The 24709-nt window shown below is 63.2% G+C and carries 25 protein-coding genes and 1 pseudogene; 14 read left to right on the top strand and 12 right to left on the bottom strand.

From position 1 onward, the window contains the following. From M653_RS1000000135880 to M653_RS0121605, 4 genes and pseudogenes are all read left to right on the top strand, one after another. Positions 1-92 (top strand): annotated as a pseudogene (locus tag M653_RS1000000135880) (IS5/IS1182 family transposase); the annotation flags it as partial. A gap of 360 nt (positions 93-452) precedes the next feature. Further along, positions 453-1004 carry a MaoC family dehydratase gene (locus M653_RS0121615; protein ID WP_027145225.1) on the top strand — a complete coding sequence of 184 codons (552 nt, stop codon included), beginning with the start codon at positions 453-455 and terminating at the stop codon, positions 1002-1004. A gap of 2 nt (positions 1005-1006) precedes the next feature. Further along, complete coding sequence (locus M653_RS0121610; RefSeq protein ID WP_027145224.1) at positions 1007-2167, top strand: CaiB/BaiF CoA-transferase family protein; 1161 nt, start codon at positions 1007-1009, stop codon at positions 2165-2167. Positions 2168-2199: 32 nt separating this feature from the next. Continuing rightward, positions 2200-3321: an extracellular solute-binding protein gene (locus M653_RS0121605; protein WP_084636796.1), complete on the top strand. Its 1122-nt coding sequence runs from the start codon at positions 2200-2202 to the stop codon at positions 3319-3321. Between the two features lie 18 nt (positions 3322-3339). Here M653_RS0121605 and M653_RS0121600 read toward each other — a convergent pair whose 3' ends face one another. Continuing rightward, on the bottom strand, positions 3340-4179 hold the full coding sequence (locus M653_RS0121600) for an amidohydrolase (RefSeq protein ID WP_027145222.1): 840 nt from the start codon (positions 4177-4179) through the stop codon (positions 3340-3342). A 65-nt stretch (positions 4180-4244) separates the two neighbouring features. Next, positions 4245-5030 (bottom strand): IclR family transcriptional regulator, encoded by a 786-nt coding sequence (locus M653_RS0121595; protein WP_023771193.1) that lies wholly within the window; start codon positions 5028-5030, stop codon positions 4245-4247. Between the two features lie 169 nt (positions 5031-5199). On the opposite strand from M653_RS0121595, the gene M653_RS0121590 reads away from it, so the two are divergent. From M653_RS0121590 to M653_RS0121555, 8 genes are all read left to right on the top strand, one after another. Beyond that, positions 5200-6519, top strand: a complete 1320-nt coding sequence (locus M653_RS0121590) for a sugar ABC transporter substrate-binding protein (RefSeq protein WP_027145221.1) — start codon at positions 5200-5202, stop codon at positions 6517-6519. Between the two features lie 123 nt (positions 6520-6642). Beyond that, positions 6643-7539: a sugar ABC transporter permease gene (locus tag M653_RS0121585; protein WP_027145220.1), complete on the top strand. Its 897-nt coding sequence runs from the start codon at positions 6643-6645 to the stop codon at positions 7537-7539. 17 nt (positions 7540-7556) lie between these two features. Then, positions 7557-8423 carry a carbohydrate ABC transporter permease gene (locus M653_RS0121580; RefSeq protein WP_027145219.1) on the top strand — a complete coding sequence of 289 codons (867 nt, stop codon included), beginning with the start codon at positions 7557-7559 and terminating at the stop codon, positions 8421-8423. A 4-nt stretch (positions 8424-8427) separates the two neighbouring features. Then, positions 8428-9525, top strand: coding sequence for a sn-glycerol-3-phosphate ABC transporter ATP-binding protein UgpC (ugpC, locus tag M653_RS0121575; protein ID WP_027145218.1), 1098 nt, complete (start codon positions 8428-8430; stop codon positions 9523-9525). Positions 9526-9530: 5 nt separating this feature from the next. Next, entirely contained in the window at positions 9531-10643 is a 1113-nt protein-coding gene (locus M653_RS0121570) for a mandelate racemase/muconate lactonizing enzyme family protein (RefSeq protein WP_027145217.1), read from the top strand. Positions 10644-10653: 10 nt separating this feature from the next. Beyond that, entirely contained in the window at positions 10654-10983 is a 330-nt protein-coding gene (locus M653_RS0121565; protein WP_027145216.1) for an L-rhamnose mutarotase, read from the top strand. Beyond that, positions 10976-12052 (top strand): Gfo/Idh/MocA family oxidoreductase, encoded by a 1077-nt coding sequence (locus M653_RS0121560; RefSeq protein WP_027145215.1) that lies wholly within the window; start codon positions 10976-10978, stop codon positions 12050-12052. Before M653_RS0121565 ends, M653_RS0121560 begins: the two co-directional genes overlap by 8 nt. Positions 12053-12060: 8 nt before the next feature. Beyond that, a complete protein-coding gene (locus M653_RS0121555) occupies positions 12061-12513 on the top strand; it encodes a MaoC/PaaZ C-terminal domain-containing protein (RefSeq protein WP_027145214.1) in 453 nt (150 codons plus the stop codon). 122 nt (positions 12514-12635) lie between these two features. Here M653_RS0121555 and doeB read toward each other — a convergent pair whose 3' ends face one another. From doeB to M653_RS0121505, 10 genes are all read right to left on the bottom strand, one after another. Then, entirely contained in the window at positions 12636-13637 is a 1002-nt protein-coding gene (doeB, locus tag M653_RS0121550; RefSeq protein WP_027145213.1) for a N(2)-acetyl-L-2,4-diaminobutanoate deacetylase DoeB, read from the bottom strand. A gap of 5 nt (positions 13638-13642) precedes the next feature. Next, positions 13643-14821 (bottom strand): ectoine hydrolase DoeA, encoded by a 1179-nt coding sequence (doeA, locus tag M653_RS0121545; protein WP_027145212.1) that lies wholly within the window; start codon positions 14819-14821, stop codon positions 13643-13645. Positions 14822-14959: 138 nt separating this feature from the next. Then, positions 14960-15952 carry an ectoine utilization protein EutC gene (eutC, locus tag M653_RS0121540; RefSeq protein ID WP_027145211.1) on the bottom strand — a complete coding sequence of 331 codons (993 nt, stop codon included), beginning with the start codon at positions 15950-15952 and terminating at the stop codon, positions 14960-14962. After that, entirely contained in the window at positions 15949-16941 is a 993-nt protein-coding gene (eutB, locus tag M653_RS0121535) for a hydroxyectoine utilization dehydratase EutB (protein WP_027145210.1), read from the bottom strand. The genes eutC and eutB overlap by 4 nt, the downstream gene beginning before the upstream one ends. A 5-nt stretch (positions 16942-16946) precedes the next feature. Continuing rightward, complete coding sequence (gene eutA, locus M653_RS0121530; protein ID WP_027145209.1) at positions 16947-17726, bottom strand: ectoine utilization protein EutA; 780 nt, start codon at positions 17724-17726, stop codon at positions 16947-16949. A 3-nt stretch (positions 17727-17729) separates the two neighbouring features. After that, the gene (gene ehuD, locus M653_RS0121525; RefSeq protein ID WP_027145208.1) at positions 17730-18389 is read right to left on the bottom strand and encodes an ectoine/hydroxyectoine ABC transporter permease subunit EhuD; all 660 of its coding nucleotides are present in this window, start codon (positions 18387-18389) and stop codon (positions 17730-17732) included. Between the two features lie 34 nt (positions 18390-18423). Next, the gene (gene ehuC, locus M653_RS0121520) at positions 18424-19083 is read right to left on the bottom strand and encodes an ectoine/hydroxyectoine ABC transporter permease subunit EhuC (RefSeq protein ID WP_027145207.1); all 660 of its coding nucleotides are present in this window, start codon (positions 19081-19083) and stop codon (positions 18424-18426) included. A gap of 168 nt (positions 19084-19251) precedes the next feature. Continuing rightward, positions 19252-20103: an ectoine/hydroxyectoine ABC transporter substrate-binding protein EhuB gene (gene ehuB / locus M653_RS0121515; RefSeq protein WP_027145206.1), complete on the bottom strand. Its 852-nt coding sequence runs from the start codon at positions 20101-20103 to the stop codon at positions 19252-19254. Between the two features lie 70 nt (positions 20104-20173). Then, a complete protein-coding gene (ehuA, locus tag M653_RS0121510) occupies positions 20174-20965 on the bottom strand; it encodes an ectoine/hydroxyectoine ABC transporter ATP-binding protein EhuA (RefSeq protein WP_027145205.1) in 792 nt (263 codons plus the stop codon). 143 nt (positions 20966-21108) lie between these two features. Then, positions 21109-22494: a PLP-dependent aminotransferase family protein gene (locus tag M653_RS0121505; protein ID WP_027145204.1), complete on the bottom strand. Its 1386-nt coding sequence runs from the start codon at positions 22492-22494 to the stop codon at positions 21109-21111. 83 nt (positions 22495-22577) lie between these two features. Here M653_RS0121505 and M653_RS0121500 point away from each other — a divergent pair, with 83 nt between their 5' ends. Further along, positions 22578-23069, top strand: coding sequence for an Lrp/AsnC family transcriptional regulator (locus M653_RS0121500; protein WP_027145203.1), 492 nt, complete (start codon positions 22578-22580; stop codon positions 23067-23069). Positions 23070-23199: 130 nt separating this feature from the next. Beyond that, on the top strand, positions 23200-24693 hold the full coding sequence (locus M653_RS0121495) for an NAD-dependent succinate-semialdehyde dehydrogenase (RefSeq protein ID WP_027145202.1): 1494 nt from the start codon (positions 23200-23202) through the stop codon (positions 24691-24693). The last annotated feature ends 16 nt before the right edge of the window (positions 24694-24709 follow it).

Here is a 24709-nt window from a genome sequence, read left to right as displayed (position 1 = left end):
AGTTCCGCCGCGTCGCAACACGATACGACAAGTTGCTCGCCAACTTCATGGGCTTTGTCAAACTTGCCGCTATCGCTATCTGGCTCAGGTAGTTAAATCGTCACTACGCCCTGGGGAGCAAGCCACGATCTTGACGCAAATCGGCGTGCTGATCTCGACGGCGGAGACAGCACCGCCGGCGCCGTGAAAATAATGCGTCTCCCGGTTCAGGCTGCCGACAAACACCGAGACAGGCCATTCCAGGCACCGCGCATGATTTGCTCCTGCCCTGCCCGCGCTTCCGCGCGCAAAACCGGCCAAATTTCGCCTGTCCTCGCTTGCAACATAGCCCCATATGTGAAAATAGTATTTACAAAAGAAGATTGGCGAGGAGGAGACATCGTGCAATCAGGCGCTTCGATGCGTGCTCGAATGATCACCTGGGCGCTCCCGCGAGACCGGTGGATTGAGCCATGAACGATTTCGCGCCAACCGTCGGCATTGCCTCGACGTACCCCAAGAATATGCCTGCAGATCATGCCGCGCTACCGGTGTGGAACGCCGAGAACTGGTTCTACGAAGATTGGCCCGTCGGCCAGAAGATCCGTTCGTTGCGACGCACCATGGCGGAAGGCGACAGCCACCTCTTCAACACGCTGGTGCTTGATATCCACCCTTACGTGCAGGACCAGATGTTCGCCGAGAGCGAGGGCATTTTCGGCAAGCGGCTGATCGCCGGCGCGTTCGTCTTTTCGGCTGGGCTGGGGCTGGTCGCCACCAACTGCGTCAACGCCTTCTCCTACGGCTATGACAAGCTCCGCTTCATAAAGCCCGTCTTCATCGGCGATACGATCTATTCGATCCGTTCCAACCTCGACAAGAAGCCCCGCTATAGAGAGATGGGGCTGATCCGCGCCAGCTATGAGGTGTTCAAGGGCGAAGGCGAGCTGGTGCTCTATTGCGAGCATCTGCAGACGGTGAAGTACCGCAACCCTGCCGATTTCGTCGGCAAGACGGAGAAATAGAGATGCCGGCAGCAGCCGAATTGCCGCTGGCCGGCCTCGTCGTCGTCGACATGAGCCAATTCCTGTCCGGGCCGTACTGCTCGCTCAGGCTGCTCGATCTCGGCGCCCGCGTCATCAAGGTCGAGCGTCCTGACGGAGGCGATCTGTCGCGCCGGCTCTATCTCAGCGACACCGAGATCGGCGGCGATTCGACGATCTTCCATGCCATCAACCGGGCCAAGGAAAGCCTCGCCATCGATTTGAAGAAGGAAGCGGACCTCAAGGCATTGCGCGGGCTGCTGGCCAAGGCCGATGTGCTGATCCAGAATTTCCGGCCCGGCGTCATCGAACGCCTTGGCCTCGACTACGAGGCCGTCCGCCAGATCAACCCGCGCCTGGTCTATGCCTCGATCAGCGGCTATGGCGAGGAGGGTCCGTGGGTGAAGCGCCCGGGCCAGGATCTGCTGGCACAGTCGCGCTCCGGCGTGATGTGGCTGAATGGCGACGAAGACCAGGGGCCGGTGCCGTTCGGGCTCGCCATCGGCGACATGCTGGCGGGTGCGGCCTGCGCGCAAGGCATCCTGGCCGCACTGGTGCGGCGCGGCATCACCGGTCAGGGAAGCCATATAGAGACCAGCCTTCTGGAAGCGCTGGTCGACTTCCAGTTCGAGGTGCTGACCACGCATCTCAATGACGGTCGTCGCCTGCCCAGGCGCTCAAGTTTCCGCAGCGCGCATGCCTATCTCTCCGCGCCTTATGGCGTCTATCCGGCCAAGGACGGATATCTCGCCATCGCCATGACGCCTATCCCCAAGCTCGCCGACCTCTTGTCGCTCAGCGAGTTGGCCCCCTATCGCGACAAGCCGGCATCCTGGTTCACCGCGCGCGACGATATCAAGGCGATCATCGCCCAGAGGATCGCCACCAGGACCATCGACGAATGGCTCGAAATCCTGGAGCCGGCCGACATCTGGTGCGCCAAGGTGTTGAACTGGCCGGAGATGCTGGCAAGCCAGGGTTTCCAGTCGCTCGACATGCTGCAGACGGTGACGCGTGAGGATGATGTCTCGATCCTGACCACCAGTTCGCCGCTCAGGGTTGATGGGATCAGAGCCAAGGTCGACCGCGCGGCGCCGCGCATCGGCGAGCACAGTGCGAAAATCCGCGAGGAGTTCGGCCTGTGAGCACGCGCTTCCTTAAGCCCACACTCAGGGGCATGACCTGGAGCCACCCGCGCGGCTATGATCCGATGATCGCGTGTTCATCTCTGTGGGAGCGGAAAACCGGCGTTGCGATCGGGTGGGATAAGCGTTCGCTGCAGGATTTCGAATCCTTCCCGGTCGAGGAGCTGGCGCGCGCCTATGATTTGATCGTCATCGACCATCCGCATGTCGGCCAGATCACGGCGGAGCGCTGTCTTGAGCCTCTCGACGTCACCGGCCGCGAGGCGCAGCGCGCCGCGCTTGCCTCGGGCAGCGTCGGCCAGTCCTATCCGAGTTACACCTGGCAGGGCCGGCAATGGGCGTTTCCGATCGACGCGGCGGCGCAGGTGCAGGCCTGGCGGCCGGACGCGCTCGATGCGCCGGCAGCGACGTGGAGCGAGATGCTCGATCTTGCCCGGCAGGGCCGCGTGTTGCTGCCACTGCGGCCACCGCATTGCCTGATGACATTCTACACGCTGGCCGGCAATCTCGGACGCCCTTGCGCGACCGAGCCGTCGGGCGATCTTATCGACGTCGAGATGGGCTGCGAAGTCTTCGAGACGATGCGAGAGATCGCGGCGCTGGTCGACCCCACCTGCTTCGACATGGACCCGATCGCCGTTTCGGAGCGCATGGCCGAGGCCGGCTCCCGAATTGTCTGTGCGCCGCTGATCTATGGCTATGTCTCTTATGCGGCGTCGGGTTTTCGCGCGAACAGGCTGGCCTTTGCCGATATCCCGGTCATTGGTTCCAATGGCCCGATCGGCTCGGCGCTCGGCGGCACAGGCATTGCGGTCTCGGCCTTTTCCAAGGCGAAAGACGCCGCGATCGATTTCGCCTACTGGGTCGCCAGCGGCGGTGTCCAGCGCGGCATCTATGCTGCCGCCGGCGGCCAGCCGGGCCATGCGGCTGCCTGGGAAGACCAGACGGTCAATGAAGCGACCGGCAATTTCTATCGGGACACGCGCGCGACGCTGGACGGCGCCTGGGTGCGGCCGCGCCGTGACGGCTACATGGCGTTCCAGCAGGCGGCATCCGACCGCATCAATTCCGGCCTGACCTCCGGCCACCCGGCCGGCCAGGTCGTCGCCGATCTCATCAGCCTGTTCCGGGCCAGTACGCAGGCGGCCACCTGAGGGACCTGAACTGGATCGTTACTTCAACCGCCACAGCTTTCGGGCGTTACCCGACAACAGCTTGTCGCGTTCCGAGACACTGCAGCCGGCAAGCAGCGCATGTGTCGCCGCCACCCATGTCGAGAGACCACCACCAAGCGTACAGACCGGCCAGTCGCTACCCCAGACCACACGGTCCCAGCCGAATGAATTGATGGTGTGTTCGACGTAAGGCCGGAGTGTCTCGACCGTCCAACTGCCGGAGTCCGAATAGGCGACCACGCCGGAGACCTTGGCCATCACGTTCGGGCGCCGTGCGATCCCGCTCATGTGTTCACGCCAGGGATGCTCAGCGTTGCCCTTGATGTCGGGGACACCGCAATGATCGAGCACGAACTGGACATCGGGAGCCAGATCGGCGAGCGCCATCGCCTTGGGAATCTGGTGCGGCAGCACGACGAGGTCGAACGTCAGACCGGTGCCGCCAAGCCGCTTGATGTTGTCACGGAACAATGCCCCTTCCGAAAGATCGTCCGGCACGACGTGGAGGACACGGCGAAAGCCTTTGACGAAGGGATTTGCCCGCTGGCGTTCAAGATAGGCAGGGAAATCCGCCTCCTCGGGACGGCAAGATGCAATCGCCCCGGTGAGCATGCTGCCCGCTTGCCGCGACAGGCCCTCGACACGGGCGGTTTCCGCCTCGATGTCAGCCGGGTCGACATCCACCTCCATATGCAGCACGCACCCGACGCCGACACGCTGGGCCTCCGTGGCGTATTCTTCATAGGAGAAATCGCGGTTCAGTGCCGGCTCGCCGGCCAGCCAGGGATAGCGCAGCACCGAGCGATCGATGAGATGCAAATGGGTATCGATGATCATGACGATGCTCCTCCGCTGGTTTTCTCAGATCATCTCACGGGGGAATTCTTCATTCAAATAAGAATTCATGCCGATGAACCGACGGCCGACCCGGCCAGGTGCGACAGCTTTTCGCAGGTTGCCAGCAACAGCTCGATGGTCCGGGTGATATCGGGCGCGGACGGCGCGTTGACCACGGTTATGTAGGGGATCGACAGCGCCGCGATGGCCTTGCCGTCGGAACCGCGCACCGGGGCGGAGAGATTGAAGACGCCTGCGGTCTGCATGGAAGCCATCATCTCGTAGCCGCGGTCGCGGATCTGGTCGAGACGGGCGAAGAACTCGGCCGGCTGCGCGGTCTTGTCGGTGCTGCGGACATGCTCCGAGATCATCATCTGCCGCTCTTCCGGCGAACGGAAGGCGAGCAGGACGTGGCCTGAACCGGTATCGAACAGGCTAATGTGGGAGCCGACACGGATCGAAATCCCCCAGTAGTTCGGCGCCTCCTGCTGGCCGATCACGACAGCGGAACCGCGATCAAAAACAACGAGTTGGTTGGCTTGCTGCGAGGTCTCGGCCAACTCGCGCATCAGCGGCGTCGCATAGGAAACCAGCCGCCGCACCGGCGCGTGCAATTGCGCCAGGCCAAACAGCTTGAGCGTCAGCGAATAGCGGTCGCCGTCCAGCCGCGTGACGTAGCCACGCCGCACCAGCCGGTCCAGCATGCGATAAAATTCATTGGGGCTGCGGTCGAGTTTCTTGGCGATTTCCGCCTGCGTCAGGCCGCCGTCGACGCCAGCCAGCAGTTCGAGGATGTCGAGCCCCTTGTCGAGCGCCGGCGCGCGGTAGCGCTCGTCTTCGCTGTCGTCCATGGCTCGTCCCTCCAGTGAATTCAGCTCTTCATATACGCAGGAACGCGGCTGGCGGAAACAAATTTCGCCCTTGACGTGTCTATGAATGTTTTGTTTGTATATGAATGTAGGACTTCTTGTCATCAGACGAGTTGCGGTCGCCGCTGAGGCGCACCAAGGGAGGATATCAATGAACAGACTGCTTTCCGGCGTGTCCGCCGGCGCATTGGCACTCGCATTTGGCGCGGGAGCTGCCCTTGCCGGCGACCTGCCCGGCAAGTTCGAAGGCGTGACCGTCGACGTAAAGCTGATCGGCGGCCAGCAATATGAAAAGCTCTACGAGCGCATCCCGGAATGGGAGAAGGTGACCGGCGCCAAGGTCAATATCCTGACCAAGAAAAACGGCTTCGACATCGACAAGGAGCTCAAGTCCGACATCGCCTCGGGCAGCACCAACTGGTGCGTCGGCTGGAACCATTCCTCCTTCGCGCCGCAGTACACCGGCCTCTACACCGATCTCAGCAAGCTCCTGCCGAAGTCGGAGATCGACGGCTTCGTGCCGTCGACGATCAAGGCGGCAACCATCGACGGCAAGCTGGAGATGCTGCCGCGTGCGCAGTTCGACGTTTCGGCGCTCTACTACCAGAAGAGCCTGTACGAAAACGCCGACAACAAGACCAAATTCAAGGCCAAATACGGCTACGACCTGGTGCCACCGGACACCTGGAAGGAAGTCACCGACCAGGCCGAGTTCTTCGCCAATCCACCCAATTTCTACGGCACCCAGTTCGCCGGCAAGGAAGAGGCGATCAACGGCCGCTTCTACGAAATGGTCGTCGCCGAGGGCGGCGAATATCTCGACAAGGACGGCAAGCCGGTCTTCAATTCCGAGGCCGGCATCCGGGCGCTCGACTGGTTCGTCAACCTCTACAAGGCCAAGGCCGTGCCGGCCGGAACCACCAACTACCTCTGGGACGATCTCGGCCAGGGCTTTGCTTCGGGCACCGTCGCCATCAATCTGGACTGGCCGGGCTGGGCCGGATTCTTCAACGACCCGAAGTCGTCGAAGGTCGCCGGGAATGTCGGCGTCAAGGTCGCGCCGAAAGGCTCCGCTGGAGTGCGCACGGGCTGGTCGGGCTTCCATGGTTTCTCGGTGACCGAGAATTGCCCGAACAAGGAGGCCGCCGCGTCGCTCGTATGGTGGCTGACCAACGAGGACAGCCAGAAGCTCGAGGCCGCCGCCGGCCCGCTGCCAACGCGCACCGCGGTCTGGGATTGGGACCTGCAGCAGGCCGCGAACGATCCTTACAAGAAGGAGGTTCTGTCGGCTTTCCAGGAAGAAGCCAAGCACGCCTTTGCCGTGCCGCAGACGCCTGAGTGGATCGAGATCTCGAACGCCGTCTATCCCGAGTTGCAGGCCGCTATCCTCGGCGACAAGACCTCCAAGCAGGCACTGGATGAAGCCGCCGCCAAGGCGACGCAGATCCTGCAGGACGCCGGCAAACTCTAGGCATTGTTCCCAAGACCGCCTCCCCCACTGTCAATGGGGGAGACGATCGCGTCTTGCCGGTGCTGTCCATTCACCGGTCAGGCCCCGGCCCCAAAATTGCATGCCAGATACCAAAGGACCCCGATGAAGGGCTTCAAGCCATCCGCACCATTCCTGCTGCTGCTTCCGGCGTTCATCGTGCTGGCGGCGGTCGTGGTGGTGCCGTTGCTTCTCTCGCTCTATTCCAGCTTCACGCCTTTCCGGCTGACCAAGCCCGAGACGTTTTTCGTCTTCATCGGCTTGCGGAACTATCTTTCGATCCTGGCCAATATCGATTTCTGGTGGGCGTTCGGGCGCACGGTTCTGCTGCTGACGATCGCGCTCAATCTTGAAATGCTGCTTGGCCTCGGCCTCGCCATGCTGGTCGAGAAGGCGACGCGCGGCCAGCGCATCCTGCGCACGCTGATGATGTTTCCGATGATGTTCTCGCCGATCCTCGTCGGCTTTCAGTTCAAGTTCATGTTCAACGACAATATCGGCTTGGTGAACAACGCGCTGCAGTCGCTCGGCATCACCAGCGACGCCATCCCGTGGCTGATCGAAGGCCATCTCGCCTTCATCGCCATTTCAGTCGCCGAGATCTGGTCGTCGACGGCGATCTTCGCCATCCTGATCTTGGCGGGGCTGCTCGCCATGCCCAAGGAACCAATCGAGGCGGCTCGCGTCGATGGCTGCACGCCGTGGCAGACATTCCGCTATGTGACGTGGCCGTTCGTCATGCCCTTCGCCTACATCGCCATGACCATCCGCTCGCTCGACGTGGCTCGCGCCTATGACATCGTCAAGATCATGACCGATGGTGGGCCGGCCGGCCGCACCGAACTGCTTTGGACGCTGGTGGCGCGCACCGCCTATAGCGACGGACGCATGGGAATGGCCAACGCCATGGCCTATTTCTCGATCCTGCTGTCGATCGCCTTCACCGTCTACTTCTTCAACAAGCTCGCCGCGGCGCGCACGCAGATCGGTGCCGAGTGGTGAAGGGCGGGGTGGTGAAGATGGACGAGAATTCTTCCGCCCGCCTCAAGCGCCGGCTGCTTGATATCCTCTATTGTATCGGCCTGTTCCTGGCGATGCTGACGATCTGCCTGCCCGGCCTCTGGATCGTTCTGTCGTCGCTGCGGCCGACGGTCGAGATCATGGCCAAGCCGCCGGTGTGGATCCCGCAGGACATTTCGTTCGATGCCTATCTCACGATGTTCTCGGGCATCGGCAAGGGCGGCATTCCGGTCATCGAGTATTTCCGCAACTCGCTGATCATCTCGGTGACCTCGACGGTTATCGCGGTCGCCATCGGCATGGCCGGTGGCTATGCCTTCGCGCGCTACCGCTTCCGCGGCAAGTCGAGCGTCTTCCTCGGCCTGATGCTGACGCGCACGGTGCCGGGCGTCGCGCTGTCGCTGCCGCTGTTCTTCCTCTATGTGCGGCTCGGCATCATCGACACGCATTTCGGGCTGATCCTCGCCTATGTCGCACTCAATGTGCCTTTCACCATCTGGCTGATCGACGGCTTCTTCCGCCAGGTGCCGAAGGACCTCGCGGAAGCAGCGCAGATCGATGGCTGCACGCGCTGGCAGGCCTTCTGGCAGGTCGAGTTTCCGCTCGCCGGACCGGGCATTGCGTCGGCGGCGATCTTCGCCTTCCTGACCTGCTGGAACGAGTTCGCGCTGGCTTCCCAACTAACCCGCTCGGTCAGCGCCAAGACGCTGCCGGTCGGCCTGCTCGACTACACGGCCGAGTTCACCATCGACTGGCGCGGCATGTGCGCGCTCGCCGTTGTGATGATCATCCCGGCGCTCACCCTCACTTTTATCGTCCAGAAACACCTTGTCGGCGGCCTGACCTCCGGCGCGGTGAAAGGCTGATCCAATGGCAACGGTTTCCCTCAAAAAGCTGACCAAGCGCTACGGCAATATCCAGATCGTGCATGGCATCGACCTCGACATCACGGACCGCGAATTCATCGCGCTGGTCGGCCCGTCAGGCTGCGGCAAGTCGACGACGTTGCGCATGATCGCCGGGCTGGAAGAGATCAGCGCCGGCTCGATCGAGATCGGCGGGCGCGTCGTCAACGACCTGCCGCCGCGCTCGCGCAACATCTCGATGGTGTTCCAGTCCTATGCGCTCTACCCGCATATGACGGTGCGCGAGAACCTCGGCTTCTCGCTGAAGATCGCCGGTGCCGCCAAGGAGGATATGGACACCCGTGTCGCCGAGGCTTCAGCCATCCTCGGGCTCGATACTTTGCTCGACCGCCGCCCGTCGCAACTCTCCGGCGGACAACGCCAGCGCGTCGCCATGGGCCGCGCCATCGTGCGCGACCCCGATGTCTTCCTGTTCGACGAGCCGCTTTCCAATCTCGATGCCAAGCTTCGCACGCAGATGCGCACCGAGATCAAGAAGCTGCATGCAAAGGTCCAATCGACGGTGATCTACGTCACCCACGACCAGGTCGAGGCGATGACGCTTGCCGACCGCATCGTCATCATGCGCGACGGCTACATCGAACAGGTCGGCACGCCAGACGAGGTTTTCCGGCGCCCGGCGACACGCTTTGTCGCCGGCTTCATCGGCTCGCCGCCTATGAACCTGCATGAGGCCACGATAGACGATGGCCAGCTGGCTTTCGCCAGCGGCGCCAAGCTGCCGCTGCCCAGCCAGTTCAAGGCCAATGTCGCCATCGGCGACAAGGTCGTGTTCGGGCTGCGACCCGACGACATCTACCCGACCGGCCATGGCATCAGTTCGGGAAGTTCCGCCGACGTGCACCAGATCGAATTGCCGATCACCGTCACCGAACCGCTCGGCAACGAGACGCTGGTGTTCGTCGAGTTCAACGGCAGCGATTGGGTCTCGCGCATGCTGAACCCCCGCCCGCTGCGATCCGGCGAGCGCGTAGCCATGAGTCTCGACCTGTCGCAGGCGCATCTGTTTGCCACCGAGACCGGAAAGACATTGCGGAGCTGACCGACATGGCAAGGATCGAGAAAATCGAACTGCGGATGGTGGACCTTGTACCAAAGGTCAAGCGCACAGACGCCATCCAGAGCTTCGTCAGCCAGGAAACGCCTATCGTGACGATCACCGATTCCGACGGCGCGGTCGGCACCGGTTACAGCTACACGATCGGCACCGGCGGTTCGTCGGTGATGCGGCTCTTGTCCGACCACCTGGTGCCGCGCCTGATCGGCCGCGATCCTGATATGATCGAGGCGATCTGGCACGATCTCGAATTCGCCACCCACGCCACCACGATCGGTGCGATCACCGCGATCGCCATCGCGGCGATTGACACCGCACTATGGGACCTCAGGGCGAAGAAACAGAACCTGCCGTTATGGAAGCTCGCCGGTGGCGCCAAGGACCGCTGCCCGCTCTACACGACCGAAGGCGGCTGGCTGCATATCGATACGCAGGCGCTGGTCGACGATGCGCTGGCCGCCAAGGCGAAGGGATTTCGTGGCTCGAAGGTGAAGATCGGCAGGCCGCATGGGTCTGAGGATCTCGCGCGCCTGTCGGCGGTGCGAAAGGCGGTCGGCGACGGCTACGAGATCATGACCGACGCCAATCAGGGCTTCTCGGTGGACGAGGCGATCCGGCGTGCGGCGAGGTTGCGCGAACTCGATCTCGCATGGATCGAGGAGCCGCTGCCGGCCGACGACATCGACGGACATATCAGGTTGTCGAGCTCGACGCCGACGCCGATCGCGGTTGGCGAATCGCTCTATTCCATGCGCCACTTCCGCGAATACATGCAGAAAGGCGCCTGCTCGGTCGTGCAGGTCGATGTCGGCCGCATCGGCGGCATCACCCCCTGGCTCAAGATCGCCCATGCGGCGGAAGCCTTCGACATTCCGGTTTGCCCGCATTTCCTGATGGAATTGCATGTCAGCCTGACCTGTGCTGTTCAGAACGGCAGGTATGTCGAGTACATTCCGCAACTCGACCAGTTGACCGGCAGGCACATGCGCATCGAGGATGGGCATGCGCTGGCGCCCGACGAGCCCGGTATCGGCATCGATTGGGACTGGGACGCGGTCAAGGCCATGAGCATCGCCGAATTCACCACGGCGATCACGAAATAGGGGAACGAACATGCAGCGGATGGGAATGGTTCTGGGGCTGAAGCCGGAAAAGGTCGAGGAATATGTCCGCCTCCATGCCGCCGTCTGGCCGGATGTGCTGACCATGATCTCGGCCTGCAACATCAAGAATTATTCGATCTACCTGAAGCGGCCGGAGAACCTGTTGTTTTCCTATTACGAATATCACGGCACCGACTACGCGGCCGATATGGCCAAGATGGCGGCCGACCCGAAGACGCAGGAATGGTGGTCCGTCTGCGTGCCCTGCCAAGAGCCGCTTGCAACCCGCAAGGAAGGTGAGTGGTGGGCTTCGATGGACGAAGTCTTCCACCATGACTGAGGCCGGTTTCGACCCCGCCTCGCTCATCCAGTCCTGGCCAAAACCCTCAAAACCCCGGCCGATCGTCACCTTCGGTGCCGGATCTATCGTCGGCGACGCGCATTTTCCGGCCTACCGGAAGGCGGGATTTCCGATCGCAGGCCTCTACGATCCGGACCAGGCCAAGGCGCAGGCCCTGGCCGATAGATGGAGCGTGACGGCGTTCCGCTCGGTGGAAGAGGCCGCTGAAGCGAAGGACGCGATCTTCGATCTGGCAACACCACCGGGGCGGCACGCCGAGATCCTGAAGGTCCTGCCCGACGGTGCGTTCGCGCTGGTCCAGAAGCCGATGGGCAATTATCTCGGCGAGGCAACCGAAATCCTCGAAATCTGCCGCGCTGGGAATCTCAAGGCGGCCGTGAATTTCCAGTTGCGCTTTGCGCCGATGATGCTGGCGCTGAAGGACGCGATCGCCAAGGGCTGGCTCGGCGAGGTCGTCGACTTCGACGCCTGGCTGGCGCTGGCGACGCCGTGGCAATTGTGGGAATTCCTGCTCAAGGCGCCGCGCGTCGAGATCGCCATGCATTCGATCCATTATCTCGACCTGATCCGGCAATTGCTCGGCGACCCCAGGGGCGTCCACGCCAAGACACTCGGCCATCCCAACCACAAGGTGGCGCAGACGCGCACCAGCGCCATTCTCGACTATGGCGATACGGTGCGTTGCGCGCTGTCGATCAATCACGACCACAAGTTCGGGCGCCGGCATCAGGCCTGCGAGTTCCGCATCTGCGGCACGGAAGGTGCCGCTTATCTCAAGCTCGGCCTCAACCTCGACTATCCCCGTGGCGAGCCGGACATTCTGGAGATCTATCCGAAAGGCGGGACCGATTGGATTGCCGTGCCTTTGGCCGGCGAATGGTTTCCCGACGCCTTTGTCGGGCGCATGGCCAATGTCCAGCGCTTTGCTTGCGGAGAGGACGACAAGCTGGTCAGTTCGGTCGAGGACGCCTGGACCACCATGGCGCTGGTGGAAGCCGCCTATAAATCGAGCGCGGCGCCGGCGACGCCGCTGGCCGAAAAGCCGTAAGGCAGGACATGGAACAGATCACCTATTTCGAAGACTACGAGATCGGCTCGACGCGGCTGACCAGCGGCCGCACGATCACCGAGACCGACTTCATCGTCCATGCCGGCCACACCGGCGATTTCTTCCCGCACCACATGGACGCCGAGTTCATGAAGACGACGCCGTTCGGCCAGCGCATCGCGCACGGCACGCTGGTGTTCTCGGTCGGCATCGGGCTGACGGCGAACGTGATCAACCCTGTCGCCTTTTCCTATGGCTATGACCGGCTGCGCTTCATCAAGCCGGTGTTCATCGGCGACACGATCCGCACGCGCACCACCATCGCGGCCAAGGAGGACGACCCCAAGCGGCCCACCTCGGGGCGGGTGATCGAGCGCTGCGAGGTGATCAACCAGCGCGGCGAGGTGGTGCTGGCGGCCGACCACATCTACATCGTCGAACGCAAGCCAGCGCAGGGCTGAAACTCCGCGCAATTCCTACGAACCGGTGGCAGGCGGTGATTCGCTCCAGAGCAAGCAGCAGCGAACCGGTCCGCTGGCAGCGGCGTCCGCCCGGCATGGTCCGGGCGGGGAAATCACATCAGTCAATCGACCTTCACGGCGACCACCGCGGCGCAGTCGCCAGCCTTGACCAGGCCAGGAAAATGCCGCGCCGCCAGCATGCCCGACATTTTCGCCCGGATATCCTGCGGAGCAACGCCGGTGCGGCCGGTGGAATGGATACGCGCCAGAACCACGCCCGCTTCGACGGGCTCGCCGAGATCGATCATGGTTTCGATCATGCCGTCGTCCTCGGCGAAGCAGAAGCAATCTCCCGAGGGCATGTCCAGCCACTGGGTTTTGCCCGTCTCGACCGCCCCGGCGACGATACCGGCACGACGCAACACGTTGAGGATGCCGCGCCGGGCGATCCGCACCGTCTCGGCTCGCGAGGTGCCGCCGCCGCCGAGCTCGGTGGTGACGAAGACCTTGCCCATTTCTTCGGCCGCCGTGTCATACATGCCGATTGCGTCGATCTCGGTCATGCGCATCGAGAACGGTGCCGAGAATGCCGCCACCGCGGCAAAGGCTTTCTGCTCCAGCGCCTTGTCGGGCAAGGTATGGGCGGCGCAGAACGGCACGAAATCCAGCGTTTTGCCACCGGAATGGAAGTCGAAGACGATGTCGGCGCGGGGAAGCAGCTCGCGTTGGAAATAATCGGCGATCTTCTGCGTCACCGTGCCGTCGGGCCGGCCGGGAAAGCTGCGGTTCATGTTGCCCTTGTCGATCGGCGAGGTGCGCGTGCCGGCCCGAAAGGCCGGATAGTTCATCGCCGGCACGATGATCACCGTGCCGCTGACCTGGTCGGGATCGAGCGTCCTGGCAAGTTCGTAGAGCGCCAGCGGCCCTTCATACTCGTCGCCATGATTGCCGCCGGTCAGCAGCGCCGTCGGCCCCTTGCCGTTGCGGATGACGCAGATCGGGATCATCACCGAGCCCCAGGCCGAGTCGTCGCGGCTATGGGGCAGGCGCAGGAATCCATGCTGGACGCCGCCGCGATCGAAATCGACGGTCGGCGCGATCGGCGACGGGCGAAGACTGGACATCGGGCTCAATCCTTCACCACCAGCTTGCGCGGCACATTGGCCAGGCACTCCACACCGGTTTCGGTGATCAGGATGGACTCGGTGATCTCCAGTCCCATTGTCTCCAGCCAGAGGCCGGTCATGAAATGGAAAGTCATGCCGGGCTTGAGCTCGGTGCGATCGCCGGGACGCAGGCTCATCGTGCGTTCGCCCCAGTCCGGCGGATAGGAAATACCGATCGGATAGCCCGTGCGGTTGTCCTTGACGATGCCGTATTTCTTCAGGACGGCAAAAAAGGCGTTGGCGATATCCTCGCATGTGTTGCCCGGCCTGGCGGCGGCAAGACCTGCTTCCATGCCTTCCAGCGTCGCCTTCTCGGCATCAAGGAATTCCTGCGTCGGTTTGCCGAGAAAGACGGTGCGCGATAGCGGGCAATGGTATCTGTTGTAGCAGCCGGCGATCTCGAAGAACGTGCCCTCGCCCCGCTTCATCGGCTTGTCGTCCCAGGTCAGATGCGGCGCCGAGGCGTCCGCGCCCGACGGCAGCAGCGGAACGATCGCGGGATAATCGCCGCCGATGCCGTCGACGCCGCGCGTGCCGGCATCGTAGATCTCGGCGACCAGATCGCATTTGCGCATGCCGACTTCTATCTTGTCGACGATACGCTGGTGCATCGCCTCGACGATGCGGGCGGCCTTGCGCATATAGTCGATTTCGGTCGGGCTCTTCACCGCGCGCTGCCAGTTGACCAACGCGGTGGCATCGACGAAGCGGGCGTTGGGCAGATGTTTCTGTAAAGAGGCGAAGGCGGCGGCGGAGAACCAGTAATTGTCCATCTCGACGCCGACGGTGAGCTTGCCCCAGCCGCGATTTGTCAGCACGCTTGACAGGAAATCCATCGGATGGCGCTCGGTCGACTGCACGTAATGGTCGGCGTAGCCGACGATGTTGTCATGCGCGAGATAGGCGGTACGCTTGGCGCCGTTGGCGTCCTGGCCACGGCCATACCAGACCGGCTCGCCCGACGGCGGCACGATGACCGCCTGATGGACGTAAAACGACCAGCCGTCATAGCCGGTCAGCCAGGCCATGTTGGAGGGATCGCTGACGATCAAAAGATCGACGCCCTTCGCCTCCATGGCTTTCCGCGTCTTGGCGAGGCGTTCCGCATATTCGCTTCGCGAGAATTTCAGGTTCGGCTGCATAGTGTTGGTCCTCGTTTTTTGGGGCTGGAGCCGTTTCAACTTTGTTGAATCCGGCTCCAGGTAATTCTTTTTGTCGGAGCATGATCTGCCGGGAAAACCGGTCGCCGTTTTTTCCGGATCATGCTCCTGCGGCCGGCATCAGCTTTCAAAGATCGTTCCGGCTTTCGCGGCCAGCGCGCGGTCGCGGGCGAGCGTGGCGATCGCCGTATCCTGCACGCCGGTGCCGGTAAGATCGGCGATGGTGATGTCGCTGGCCGAGCGCCGGCCATGCTTCGCGCCGGCGATGATCTGGCCGAGCTCGGTCACATCCGTGTCAGCGGCCATCACGCCTGCCGCGATGGCATGGTGCAATTCACCCAGCCGCCGCGTCTGCTTCGCGCTGTCGGCGACATAGAGATCAGCCATGCGCAGGATCGCCGGCGCGATCTCGTTCTTGTGCTCGGCGTCGGAACCCATGGCGGTGATATGCTGGCCGGCTGAGACAAACCCGGCTTTGATCAGCGGTTCGGTCGACGGCGTGGTGGTGACGACGATGTCGGCGCCGGCAACAGCGTTGGCCGCGTCGGGTTCGGCACGCACGTCGATGCCGAGCCTTTCGCGCAAGGCAGCCGCGGCGGTCTCCGCCTTGGCGGCATCGCGCGCCCAGATGCGCGCCTGCCTGATCGGCCGCACCAGCATCAGCGCTTCCAGCTGCAGCCCTGCCTGGACCCCGGCGCCGAAGATCGCGGCGACGGATGAGGCCGGCCGTGACAAGTGTTTGGCCGCGACTGCTCCCGCAGCAGCGGTACGGACGTCGGTGAGATAGCCGTTGTCGAGCAGCAAGGCTTCGACCAGGCCGGTTCTGGCTGACAAAAGCACCATCATGCCGTTTACGCTGGGCAGGCCGAGCTTGGGATTGTCGAAGAAGCCGGGGCTGATCTTGATGGCGAAGCCATCGATACCAGGCACATAGGCGGTCTTCACATCAACCTCGCCGCGATGCTGCGGAATATCGAGCCGCAGGATCGGCGGCATCGCCACGGGCAGCGTGGCAAGCGCGCGAAAGGCATTCTCGACACAGGCGACGGCATCGAGATCGAGCGTCACGATTGTGCGCAGTTCAGCTTCGGTGAGGATGGTCATCCTGCTCATGCGGCGCGCTCCGAAATCGATGGTATCTTCCCGCAGACGATCTTCCTGTGCAGTTCCATGTCGATGTTGCGGCCGGAAAGCAGAACCACCACTGGCCCCTCCGCCTTGACTTTGCCAGCGAGCAGCGCCGCGATGCCTACCGCACCTGCTCCTTCGACGATCTCGCGTTCCTGTTCATAGCCATGGCGAATGCCGGCGGCGATCTCGTCCTCACTGAGCAGGACGACATCGTCGAGCAGGTCGCGGCACATGGCGAAGGTCAGCCGGTTGTCGAGGCCGATGCCGCCACCGAGCGAATCCGCCAGCGTCGGCAGTTCCTCGACCAGCACGGGGTGGCCGGCATCGAGGCTCGCCTTCATCGCGGCGCCGCGCGCCATCGAGATGCCGACGACTTTTGTCCCGGGACGAACGCCCTTGATGGCGGCGGCGACACCGGAAGCCAAGCCACCTCCGGAGAGTTGCACCAGCACCAGAGCGGCATCCGGGACCTGCTCCATCATCTCCAGCCCGAGCGTGCCTTGCCCGGCGATGATCGCGGGATGGTCGAAGGGTGGCAGCATCACCAGCCCCTCCTCCGCCACCAGCCGCTCGACCTCCTGCTGGGCATCGTCCTGGCTGTTGCCGACAATACGGATTTCCGCGCCGAGGCGGCGGATTTCGTCGAGCTTATTCTGGGGTACCAACCGCGACATGCAGATAACCGCGCGCATACCCTCGAGCTTCGCCGCGTGGGCGAGCGCACGGCCATGATTGCCGGTCGATGCCGCGACGACGCCGCGCGCCTTCTCCTCGGCATCCAGCGAAGCGATGGCGTTCGAAGCGCCGCGCAATTTGAAGCTGCCGGTGGTCTGGCGGTGCTCGAGCTTGAGATGAACCGGGACGCCCAGCCGCTCGGAGAGACTCGCCGAAAGCACGATCGAAGTGCGCTCGACCTTGCCTGCAATTCGCTCACGTGCGGCGCGGATATCGCCAAGGGTTACTGTTGCCATAATCGTCAGTCGCGCGGCAGGGGCAGCGTCATCAGACGGCCGAATTCGGGATGGGCTGTCTCGTCGCCGCAAAGGCGCAGACAGTTCCAGGCGGTCGCCTGGTTGCTGGTCACCACCGGGCGGCCGATCGCCTCTTCCATGCCGGTGACCGCGAGTGCGCCGCGCAGTGCCGTGCAGGACACGAACAGCGCATCGGCCTGCGGGTGCATCGCCTGGCGCGCGAGATCGACAAGCGCTGCCGGAGCAATGCGCGCCATCTCGCGATCGTCCTCAAAGCCGAGGCAGGTAAAGCTTAGGATTTCGAAGCCACGTTCGGCGAAATAGGTCGCCATCGGCCTGGAGGTTTCCATGGTATAGGGTGTGAGGATGCTGATCCTGCGCACGCCGAACGCGTTCAGCGCGCGCACGCCGGCCATTGTTGGCATGACGACGGGCACGCTTGGTTTGGCGGCCTGGATCGCAGCCTCGACCTCTCCATCGCCAATCACCACCGAGGCCGACGTGCAGGAATAGCAGATGGCGTCGAGCGGCTCGTCCGGCAGGATCAAGGCCGCGCCCGCCGTCAGCGCCGGCTGCATCTTGCGCAGGTTCTCAGGCGTCGTCGGATTGGCATAGGGGATGCGCGCGACATAGACGCCGATCCGTTCGCTCGCCACCATGCGGCGAAAATCCGGCTCGGTCGTATGGTCGGTGGCCAGGATGATGAGGCCGACGCGCCGCTCCATCGGACGCTCATCGAGCGCTGGCCGGTTGGGCACAAGCTTGATCTCGGGCAAGGGCTTCATCTTTTATCTTTCGATCTTGCCATAGCGGCGTTCCAGCCAGCGCAGCAGCACGACCGAAATCAGGCTGATGGCGAGGAAGAAGGCACCGACCAACGTGATCGGCTCGAGGTAGCGATAATAGGTGTTGGCGACGCTTTTTGCCTGGTTCATCAGTTCCAGAACGGTGATCGCGGAGAGCAGCGGCGTCTCCTTGAACATGGCGATGAAGTAGTTGGCCAATGCCGGGATCATCGGCGGAATGGCCTGCGGGATGATAATATGCGTCCAGGTCTGCCGGGCGCTGAGATTGCAGGCCTTGGCGGCTTCCCACTGGCCACGCGGCACATTGTCGATGCCGGCGCGGTAGACCTCCGCCGTGTAGGTGCCGTAGTGCAGGCCGAGCCCGATGACGCCGGCGACCAGGGGCGGCAGCAGGATGCCGATGTCGGGCAGCACATAGAAGATGAAATAGAGCTGCACCAGGAGCGGTGTGCCGCGGATGAATTCGGCCACCCAACCGACGGTACGCGCCACCGCTTTGTTGGGCGAGCGGCGCGCCAGCGCGATGCCCAAGCCGACGATCGCCGCCAGCACCGAGCCGAGCAGCGTCGCCAGGATGGTGATCTTCACCCCCTGGATCAGGGTCGGCAGGATCTGCCGGACAAAATCCCAATCCCAATCCATCAGCGAACCCAATTCATCAGGAATGCTCCGGCCATCAGACCCGCACCCCGTCGAGGCCGCGCGCCATGCGGCGTTCCAGCGAGCGCACACCCCACGAGATGAGCAGCGCGAGGATGAAATAGATGAGAAGAATGGTGGTGAACGGCACCATGGTGTTGCCCGTCTGGGCGCGCACCACCTGTGCCTGGAAAGTGAGGTCGGCAAGCGAGATCAGCGAGACGACCGATGTCGCCTTGAGCAGCTCGATGGCATTGTTGCCGAAGGTCGGCAGCATCACCAGAAACGCCTGCGGCAGGATGACGTGGCGCATGCCTTGCCAGCGGCCCAGATTGAGCGCGATGCAGGCCTCATGCTGTTCGCGGCCGATCGATTGCACGGCGCCGCGCACCACCTCCGCGGCATAGGCTCCGACATTCAGGCCCAGCGCCAATACGCCGGCCTGCAATGGGGTCAGTTCAAGACCCAGCAGGGGCAACACGAAATAGGCGAAGAACAGCTGCACGAAGATCGATGTGCCGCGGAAGAATTCGATATAGGCCGTCGCCAGGGCCCGCAGCGCGAAGAAGCGCGACAGTCGCCCCAAGCCGGCGAGAAAGGCCATGATCAGGGCCAGCACGGACCCCATCAGCGTCAGCTCGATGGTGACAAGCGCTCCCTGCAATATCAGGCCGAAATAGCCGGACCACTGGGTCATTGAGATTCCAACGTTGTGATTCTAGCCCCTTCTCCCCGTTTACGGGGAGAAGATGCCGGCAGGCAGATGTAGGGCAGCGCTAGCTCGGCAAAACCTGGCGCCGCCCCTCATCGGTCCCTTCGTGCCACCTTCTCCCCGTGAACGGGGAGAAGGTGAGAAATGCGCGCGCTACTTCGCCGAGCAGAGCTTGTCGCGCGTGGTCGACATTGCCGCCGCCGCCGAGAAGCCGTAGGGCTCGATGATCTTGGCGAACTCACCCGACTTCTTCATCTTGGCCAGTTCGACATCATAGGCATCACGCAGAGCCTCGTCGCCCTTCTTGAAGGCGGCGCCGTCGCAATAGACCGGCGCGCCCTGCACCGGAGCGATGACTTCGAGGTTCGGATCGGCGGCCTTCTTCATCAGATCATTGATCGACAGCACAGGCAGCGAATAGGCATCGATGCGGCCGTCCTGCACCATCTTCAGGCCGCTCTGGCCGTCCGGCACGACGATGACGCGCTCGCGCGGCACGCCGGCGTTGAGCGCCAGCTTCTCCTCGGTGCCGCCGCCGGGCGCGCCGATGGTGGCGGACGTGTCCTTGGCGACATCCTCATAGCTCTTGAAGCCCTTCGGATTGCCCTTCTTCACCAGCATCGCCTCGGCGTCGCACAGCACCGGCTCCGAATAGGCGACCGCCGCGCAGCGCTCCGGCTTCATGAACAGGCCGGCGGTGACGACGTCGAAGCGACCAGCCTGCAGGCCGGGGATCATGGCGCCGTATTCGGAAATGGAGGCAACAATATCGCCGACGCCGAGACGCTTGAAGATTTCGCGCGCCACGTCAGGCGCGGCGCCCGAAACCTTGCCGTCGGCCGCGACCGCCGTATAGGGCGGCTCGTTGGCGATAGCGACGCGTGCGAACCCTTGCGCCTTGAGTTGTTCGAGCTTCTTGTCCGCGGCCGAGCCCACGCTTGATGTCGCAAGCACCGCAGTCAGTGCGAGGCCAGCGACGCCGGCGAGAATGCCAAGTTTCTTCATTGTTCCCAACTCCTTGTTCTTGTCCTGGTTTGCGTGATTTCAAGACGGCTTGGCCGCCTTTGGCATGCGGTCAGACACGGTGTCCGGCCGCGATGATCTTCTTCAGGAAGCCTTGCGTGCGTTCCTGCTTGGGATTGCGGAAAATCTCGTCTGGCTTGCCTTCCTCGACTATGCGGCCGCGATCGAAGAACAGCACCCGGTCGGCGAAGTCGTGGGCGAAACCCATCTCGTGCGTGACCAGCAGCATGGTCATGTCGGTCTCGGCGCAGAGCCGCCACAAGACGTTGAGCACTTCCTCGACCAGTTCCGGGTCGAGCGCCGACGTCACCTCGTCAAACAGCATGATCTTCGGCTGCAAAGCGAGCGCGCGGGCGATCGCCACGCGCTGCTTCTGGCCGCCGGACAATTGGGCCGGCATCGCCTTCGCCTTGTCGGCCATGCCGACCATCTCGAGCAGTTCCATCGCCCGCTTCTCGGCAGCGGCGCGCGGCGTGCCCTTGGTCAGCATCGGTGCCAGCGTCACATTGTCGATGACGCTCTTGTGCGGAAACAGGTTGAACAGCTGGAAGACCATGCCGGTCTTCTGGCGCATCCGCGCCAGGTGGCGCTCGTCGGCCGGCAACAGCTGGCCGTTGCGCTCCATATGGTAGAGCTGCTCGCCGTCGATCTGGATGTGACCGCCGTCGATGCGCTCCAGCGTCATCAGGATGCGCAGGATCGTCGTCTTGCCCGAGCCGGACGGGCCGATCAGCGCCAGCTTCTCGCGCGGCATGACCTGCATCGACAGGCCGTCCAGGACCTTGAAGCTGCCAAAGCTCTTCGAGATGCTGTCGACCTTGATGATGGGTGCGGATGCGGACAAATGAATTTCCCCGTGCTGGAGAAGGCTGGTGCCCTTAACGATGCGGAACGTGCCAAATCATGTCAATTGGGAAAATAATATCATGACAATTATTCCGATTGCGCACATTTTTCAGTCAAGCACAGCCGGCTTTTTGGGCATGCTTAGATTGCGAGCAGCAAATGCTCGGGATCGCCAAGCAAGAGCTTGGTGACAACGCCGAGACCGGCGCGCAGTTCCCCCTCGGTGGTAGAACCGAGCGAGATGCGCACCGCCGGATGCCAGGGCGCATCCGAAATGCGGAAGGAGGTGCCCGGCGCGATGGCCACGCCTTGCAACCGGGCCTGAGCGACAAAGCTCTCCTCGGAGCGGTCGGCCGGCAGTTGCAGCCAGATATGCAATCCGTCGCGGCGGGCACGGTAGTCGACGCCTGAGAGTACCTCGTCAGCGATATCCTGCCGGCGACGCAACGCCGCGCGCTGCCAGCGCACCAGCTCCATCGCGGTGCCGTCGGTCACCCATTTGGTGGCGATCTCGGCCACCATTGGTGTCGCCATCCAGTTCGAGACAAGATGCCGGTTGGCGACGGCCGCAACGTAACGATCGGGCGCGGCGAGATAACCGATGCGCAGGCCGGGCACGGTGATCTTGGTGAAGGAGGTGACGTAGAGCGTCCGCTCCGGTGCGAAAGCTGCGACCGGCGGCGGTCGATCCTCGACCAGCGGACCCAGCACATCGTTCTCGATAATTGCGATGTCGTGCTTGCGCGCCACCGCCGCGATCTGCTCGCGGCGCGCCGCATCCATGAGCGTTGCCGTGGGATTTATGACGGAAGGCTGGACGAATACGGCGCGGATGTCGGAAAGCCGGCAGGCCTCGTCCAGCGCTTCCGGAATCAGGCCATTGCCGTCAATCGGCAGGCCTTCGAGATTGAAGCCGAGATAACGGGCGAGCGGCACCAGCGTGTGATGGCCGATCGCCTCGGTGGCGACGGTGGAGCCCGGCGGCGCCACGCTCATCAGCGCCACCGTCATGCCGGCGGTGGCGCCATTGGTCAGGCTGATGTTCTGCGGGGAGACATCGAGGCCGCACAGTTTCAGCCACTCGACCGCCACGGCGCGGTGGCGCGGGAATACCATGTTTGGCCGGAACGACAGTACCGAACTCGAGGGCAGGTTTTCGGCGAGCCAGCCCAGCGCCTGCTTCATGCGCTCCAGGTGCATCGGCTCGCAGACCGGTTTCAGAATCGACAGGTCGATGACCTCGCCGAGGCGCTCGGGCAGATAAGGCGGCTCCGGTTCGCGGCGCTGCGTCTGGACGAAGCTGCCACGGCCGATCTCGCCCGAAATCAGGCCGCGCCGGATCAACTCCTCGTAGGCGCGGCTCACCGTCTGCACTGACAGCTTGAGATCGTCCGCCAGCCTGCGATGCGTCGGCAGCCGCGCGCCATTGGCAAGGCGTCCGTCGTGGATGGCGCGCGCGAACTGATCGGCCAACGATTGATAGGCTGGCCGCCGGATGAGCGTGGGATCGGGTTGCCACAATGTCATGACTTATTAGAGATCGAAATCAGTGCAATTGACAATCGAAATAATGCGCCGTCATGGTACGATCGACGAAAAAGTGAGCGCTGATGACTGCTGCGAAACTCGACGCGATCGACCTCAAAATCCTCGACGCCATCCAGCGTGACGGACGTATCACCAAGCTGGCGCTGGCCGAGCAGGTCGGGCTGTCGCCGACACCGTGCTGGATGCGGCTGCGCAAGCTCGAAAAAGCCGGCATCGTTTCGGGCTATCACGCCCGGATCGCCATGCGCGTCGTGGCGCCGGTCGCCACGGTGCTGATGGAGGTGACGCTGGCCAGCCACCGCCAGGCCGATTTCGACCGCTTCGAGCGCGTCATCCGCGACATCCCCAAGATCGTCGCCTGCTGGTCGGTGGGTGGCGGCGTCGACTATGTGTTGAAGGTGATGGCACGCGACATCGACGCCTATCAGCGGCTGGTCGACGGCTTGCTCGATCGCGAGATCGGCATCGACCGCTACTTCACTTACATCGTCATCAAGACGGTAAAAGATGATGTCGCGCTGCCGATAGCGGACCTGCTGCCGGCACCGACATAGCGCCGGAGAAATGGGCTGCCCTCTCGGTGCAATAGAGAGATTCTCTCTACAGTCGGGCGCCGAAACAGCCTCTCTGTCTGTCGCTGATGGATAGTCTCCCGGCATCAAACCGAACCGGGAGGCTTCGACCATGTCCGCGCATTTCGCCCGCTCGCACCGCCACGAAGCGCTAGACCGGCTCGCCGACCGTCGGCTGCTGCGCGAACTCGCTTACGTCGACGGCCATTGGACGGGGAGTGAGGCTGCGGAGAGCTTCGAGATCACCGATCCGGCGACCGGCGCCACCGTGGCCTTCGTTGCGGCGCTCGATGCCGGGCAGACCACAAAGGCAATCGACGCCGCCGCGCGCGCCTTTCCGGCCTGGCGGGTGCTGTTGCCGCAGGAGCGCTCGAAAATCCTGCGGAAATGGTTCGACCTGATCATCGCGGCGAAAGACGACCTCGCCCTGCTGATGACATTGGAGCAGGGCAAACCGTTGAAGGAGTCGCTCGGCGAGATCGACTACGCCGCCTCCTTCATCGAATGGTATGCCGAGGAAGCGAAACGTCTCAACGCCGAGAGTGTCACCAGCCATCTGCCGAACGCGGAGATGATGGTGCGGCGCGAACCGCTCGGCGTCGTCGGCGTGGTCACGCCGTGGAATTTTCCGTCGGCCATGCTGACGCGCAAGGCAGCTGCCGCACTCGCCGCCGGCTGCACCGTCGTCGCGCATCCCTCCTCGGAGACGCCACTTTCGGCACTGGCGCTGGCCGAACTCGGCGAACGCGCCGGCCTGCCCGCCGGCATTTTCAACATCATCACCGGCAAGGCCGCGACGATCGTTGGACGCATGTGCGAAGATCCGCGCGTGCGTGCCATGAGTTTCACCGGCTCGACCGAGGTCGGCCGGCTGATCGCCGCGCAAAGTGCGCCGACGATGAAGCGGCTGGTGATGGAGCTTGGCGGCCACGCGCCGCTGATCGTCTTTGCCGACGCCGATATCGACAAAGCGGTGGCCATCGCTATCGACGCCAAATTCGCCACCTCGGGCCAGGACTGCCTTGCGGCCAACCGCATCTATGTCCAGCGTCCGCTCTACGACCGATTCTGCATCGCTTTCGCCAAGCGCATCGAGGCGCTGCGGGCCGGCAATGGCCTGGCCGATGACATCGACATCGGGCCGCTGATGCATGAGCGCGCCATCAAGAAGGTCGAGGAACAGGTTGCTGACGCCATGGCCCTTGGCGCGCGTTGCCTCACCGGCGGCAAGCGGCATCAGGCCGGGCCGCTGTTCTACCAGCCGACACTGCTCGCCGATGTCGCCGACGAAGCGCTGGTCATGCGCGAGGAGACCTTTGGTCCGGTCGCCGCGGTGACACCATTCGACGACGAGGACAAGGTGATCGCCCGCGCCAATGCGACCGAATATGGCCTCGTCGCCTATGTGGTGACAGAGAACGGCGCCCGCCAACAGCGCATGGGCCGCGCGCTCGATTATGGCATGGTCGCCATCAACCGTGTGAAGATCACCGGCGCGCCGATCCCGTTCGGCGGCGTCAAGCAGTCCGGCATCGGCCGCGAAGGCTCGCGCCACGGGCTGGAAGCTTTCACCGACCTCAAATACCTTTGCCTGGATGTGGCGTAGGCTCGCACCCGGATCT

Origin of the sequence: Mesorhizobium sp. WSM3626 (assembly GCF_000513935.1) — a bacterium.
Taxonomy (GTDB): Bacteria; Pseudomonadota; Alphaproteobacteria; order Rhizobiales; family Rhizobiaceae; genus Mesorhizobium; species Mesorhizobium salmacidum.
Note: the sequence above shows the minus strand (reverse complement) of the source record. Positions and strands in the feature narration are given on the sequence as shown.

Bases quoted from the DNA above. Each gene is read 5' to 3' on its own strand.
- ugpC (WP_027145218.1), top strand. From the start codon at position 8,428: ATGGCAACGGTTTCCCTCAAAAAGCTGACCAAGCGCTACGGCAATATC.
- M653_RS0121615 (WP_027145225.1), top strand. From the start codon at position 453: ATGAACGATTTCGCGCCAACCGTCGGCATTGCCTCGACGTACCCCAAG.
- doeA (WP_027145212.1), bottom strand. From the start codon at position 14,821: ATGCAGCCGAACCTGAAATTCTCGCGAAGCGAATATGCGGAACGCCTC.
- M653_RS0121560 (WP_027145215.1), top strand. From the start codon at position 10,976: ATGACTGAGGCCGGTTTCGACCCCGCCTCGCTCATCCAGTCCTGGCCA.
- eutB (WP_027145210.1), bottom strand. From the start codon at position 16,941: ATGGCAACAGTAACCCTTGGCGATATCCGCGCCGCACGTGAGCGAATT.
- M653_RS0121600 (WP_027145222.1), bottom strand. From the start codon at position 4,179: ATGATCATCGATACCCATTTGCATCTCATCGATCGCTCGGTGCTGCGC.
- M653_RS0121570 (WP_027145217.1), top strand. From the start codon at position 9,531: ATGGCAAGGATCGAGAAAATCGAACTGCGGATGGTGGACCTTGTACCA.
- M653_RS0121495 (WP_027145202.1), top strand. From the start codon at position 23,200: ATGTCCGCGCATTTCGCCCGCTCGCACCGCCACGAAGCGCTAGACCGG.
- M653_RS0121595 (WP_023771193.1), bottom strand. From the start codon at position 5,030: ATGGACGACAGCGAAGACGAGCGCTACCGCGCGCCGGCGCTCGACAAG.
- M653_RS0121590 (WP_027145221.1), top strand. From the start codon at position 5,200: ATGAACAGACTGCTTTCCGGCGTGTCCGCCGGCGCATTGGCACTCGCA.
- eutA (WP_027145209.1), bottom strand. From the start codon at position 17,726: ATGAAGCCCTTGCCCGAGATCAAGCTTGTGCCCAACCGGCCAGCGCTC.
- M653_RS0121610 (WP_027145224.1), top strand. From the start codon at position 1,007: ATGCCGGCAGCAGCCGAATTGCCGCTGGCCGGCCTCGTCGTCGTCGAC.
- M653_RS0121500 (WP_027145203.1), top strand. From the start codon at position 22,578: ATGACTGCTGCGAAACTCGACGCGATCGACCTCAAAATCCTCGACGCC.
- ehuB (WP_027145206.1), bottom strand. From the start codon at position 20,103: ATGAAGAAACTTGGCATTCTCGCCGGCGTCGCTGGCCTCGCACTGACT.
- M653_RS0121555 (WP_027145214.1), top strand. From the start codon at position 12,061: ATGGAACAGATCACCTATTTCGAAGACTACGAGATCGGCTCGACGCGG.
- M653_RS0121505 (WP_027145204.1), bottom strand. From the start codon at position 22,494: ATGACATTGTGGCAACCCGATCCCACGCTCATCCGGCGGCCAGCCTAT.
- ehuD (WP_027145208.1), bottom strand. From the start codon at position 18,389: ATGGATTGGGATTGGGATTTTGTCCGGCAGATCCTGCCGACCCTGATC.
- M653_RS0121580 (WP_027145219.1), top strand. From the start codon at position 7,557: ATGGACGAGAATTCTTCCGCCCGCCTCAAGCGCCGGCTGCTTGATATC.
- M653_RS0121585 (WP_027145220.1), top strand. From the start codon at position 6,643: ATGAAGGGCTTCAAGCCATCCGCACCATTCCTGCTGCTGCTTCCGGCG.
- eutC (WP_027145211.1), bottom strand. From the start codon at position 15,952: ATGAGCAGGATGACCATCCTCACCGAAGCTGAACTGCGCACAATCGTG.
- ehuC (WP_027145207.1), bottom strand. From the start codon at position 19,083: ATGACCCAGTGGTCCGGCTATTTCGGCCTGATATTGCAGGGAGCGCTT.
- M653_RS0121565 (WP_027145216.1), top strand. From the start codon at position 10,654: ATGCAGCGGATGGGAATGGTTCTGGGGCTGAAGCCGGAAAAGGTCGAG.
- M653_RS0121605 (WP_084636796.1), top strand. From the start codon at position 2,200: ATGACCTGGAGCCACCCGCGCGGCTATGATCCGATGATCGCGTGTTCA.
- doeB (WP_027145213.1), bottom strand. From the start codon at position 13,637: ATGTCCAGTCTTCGCCCGTCGCCGATCGCGCCGACCGTCGATTTCGAT.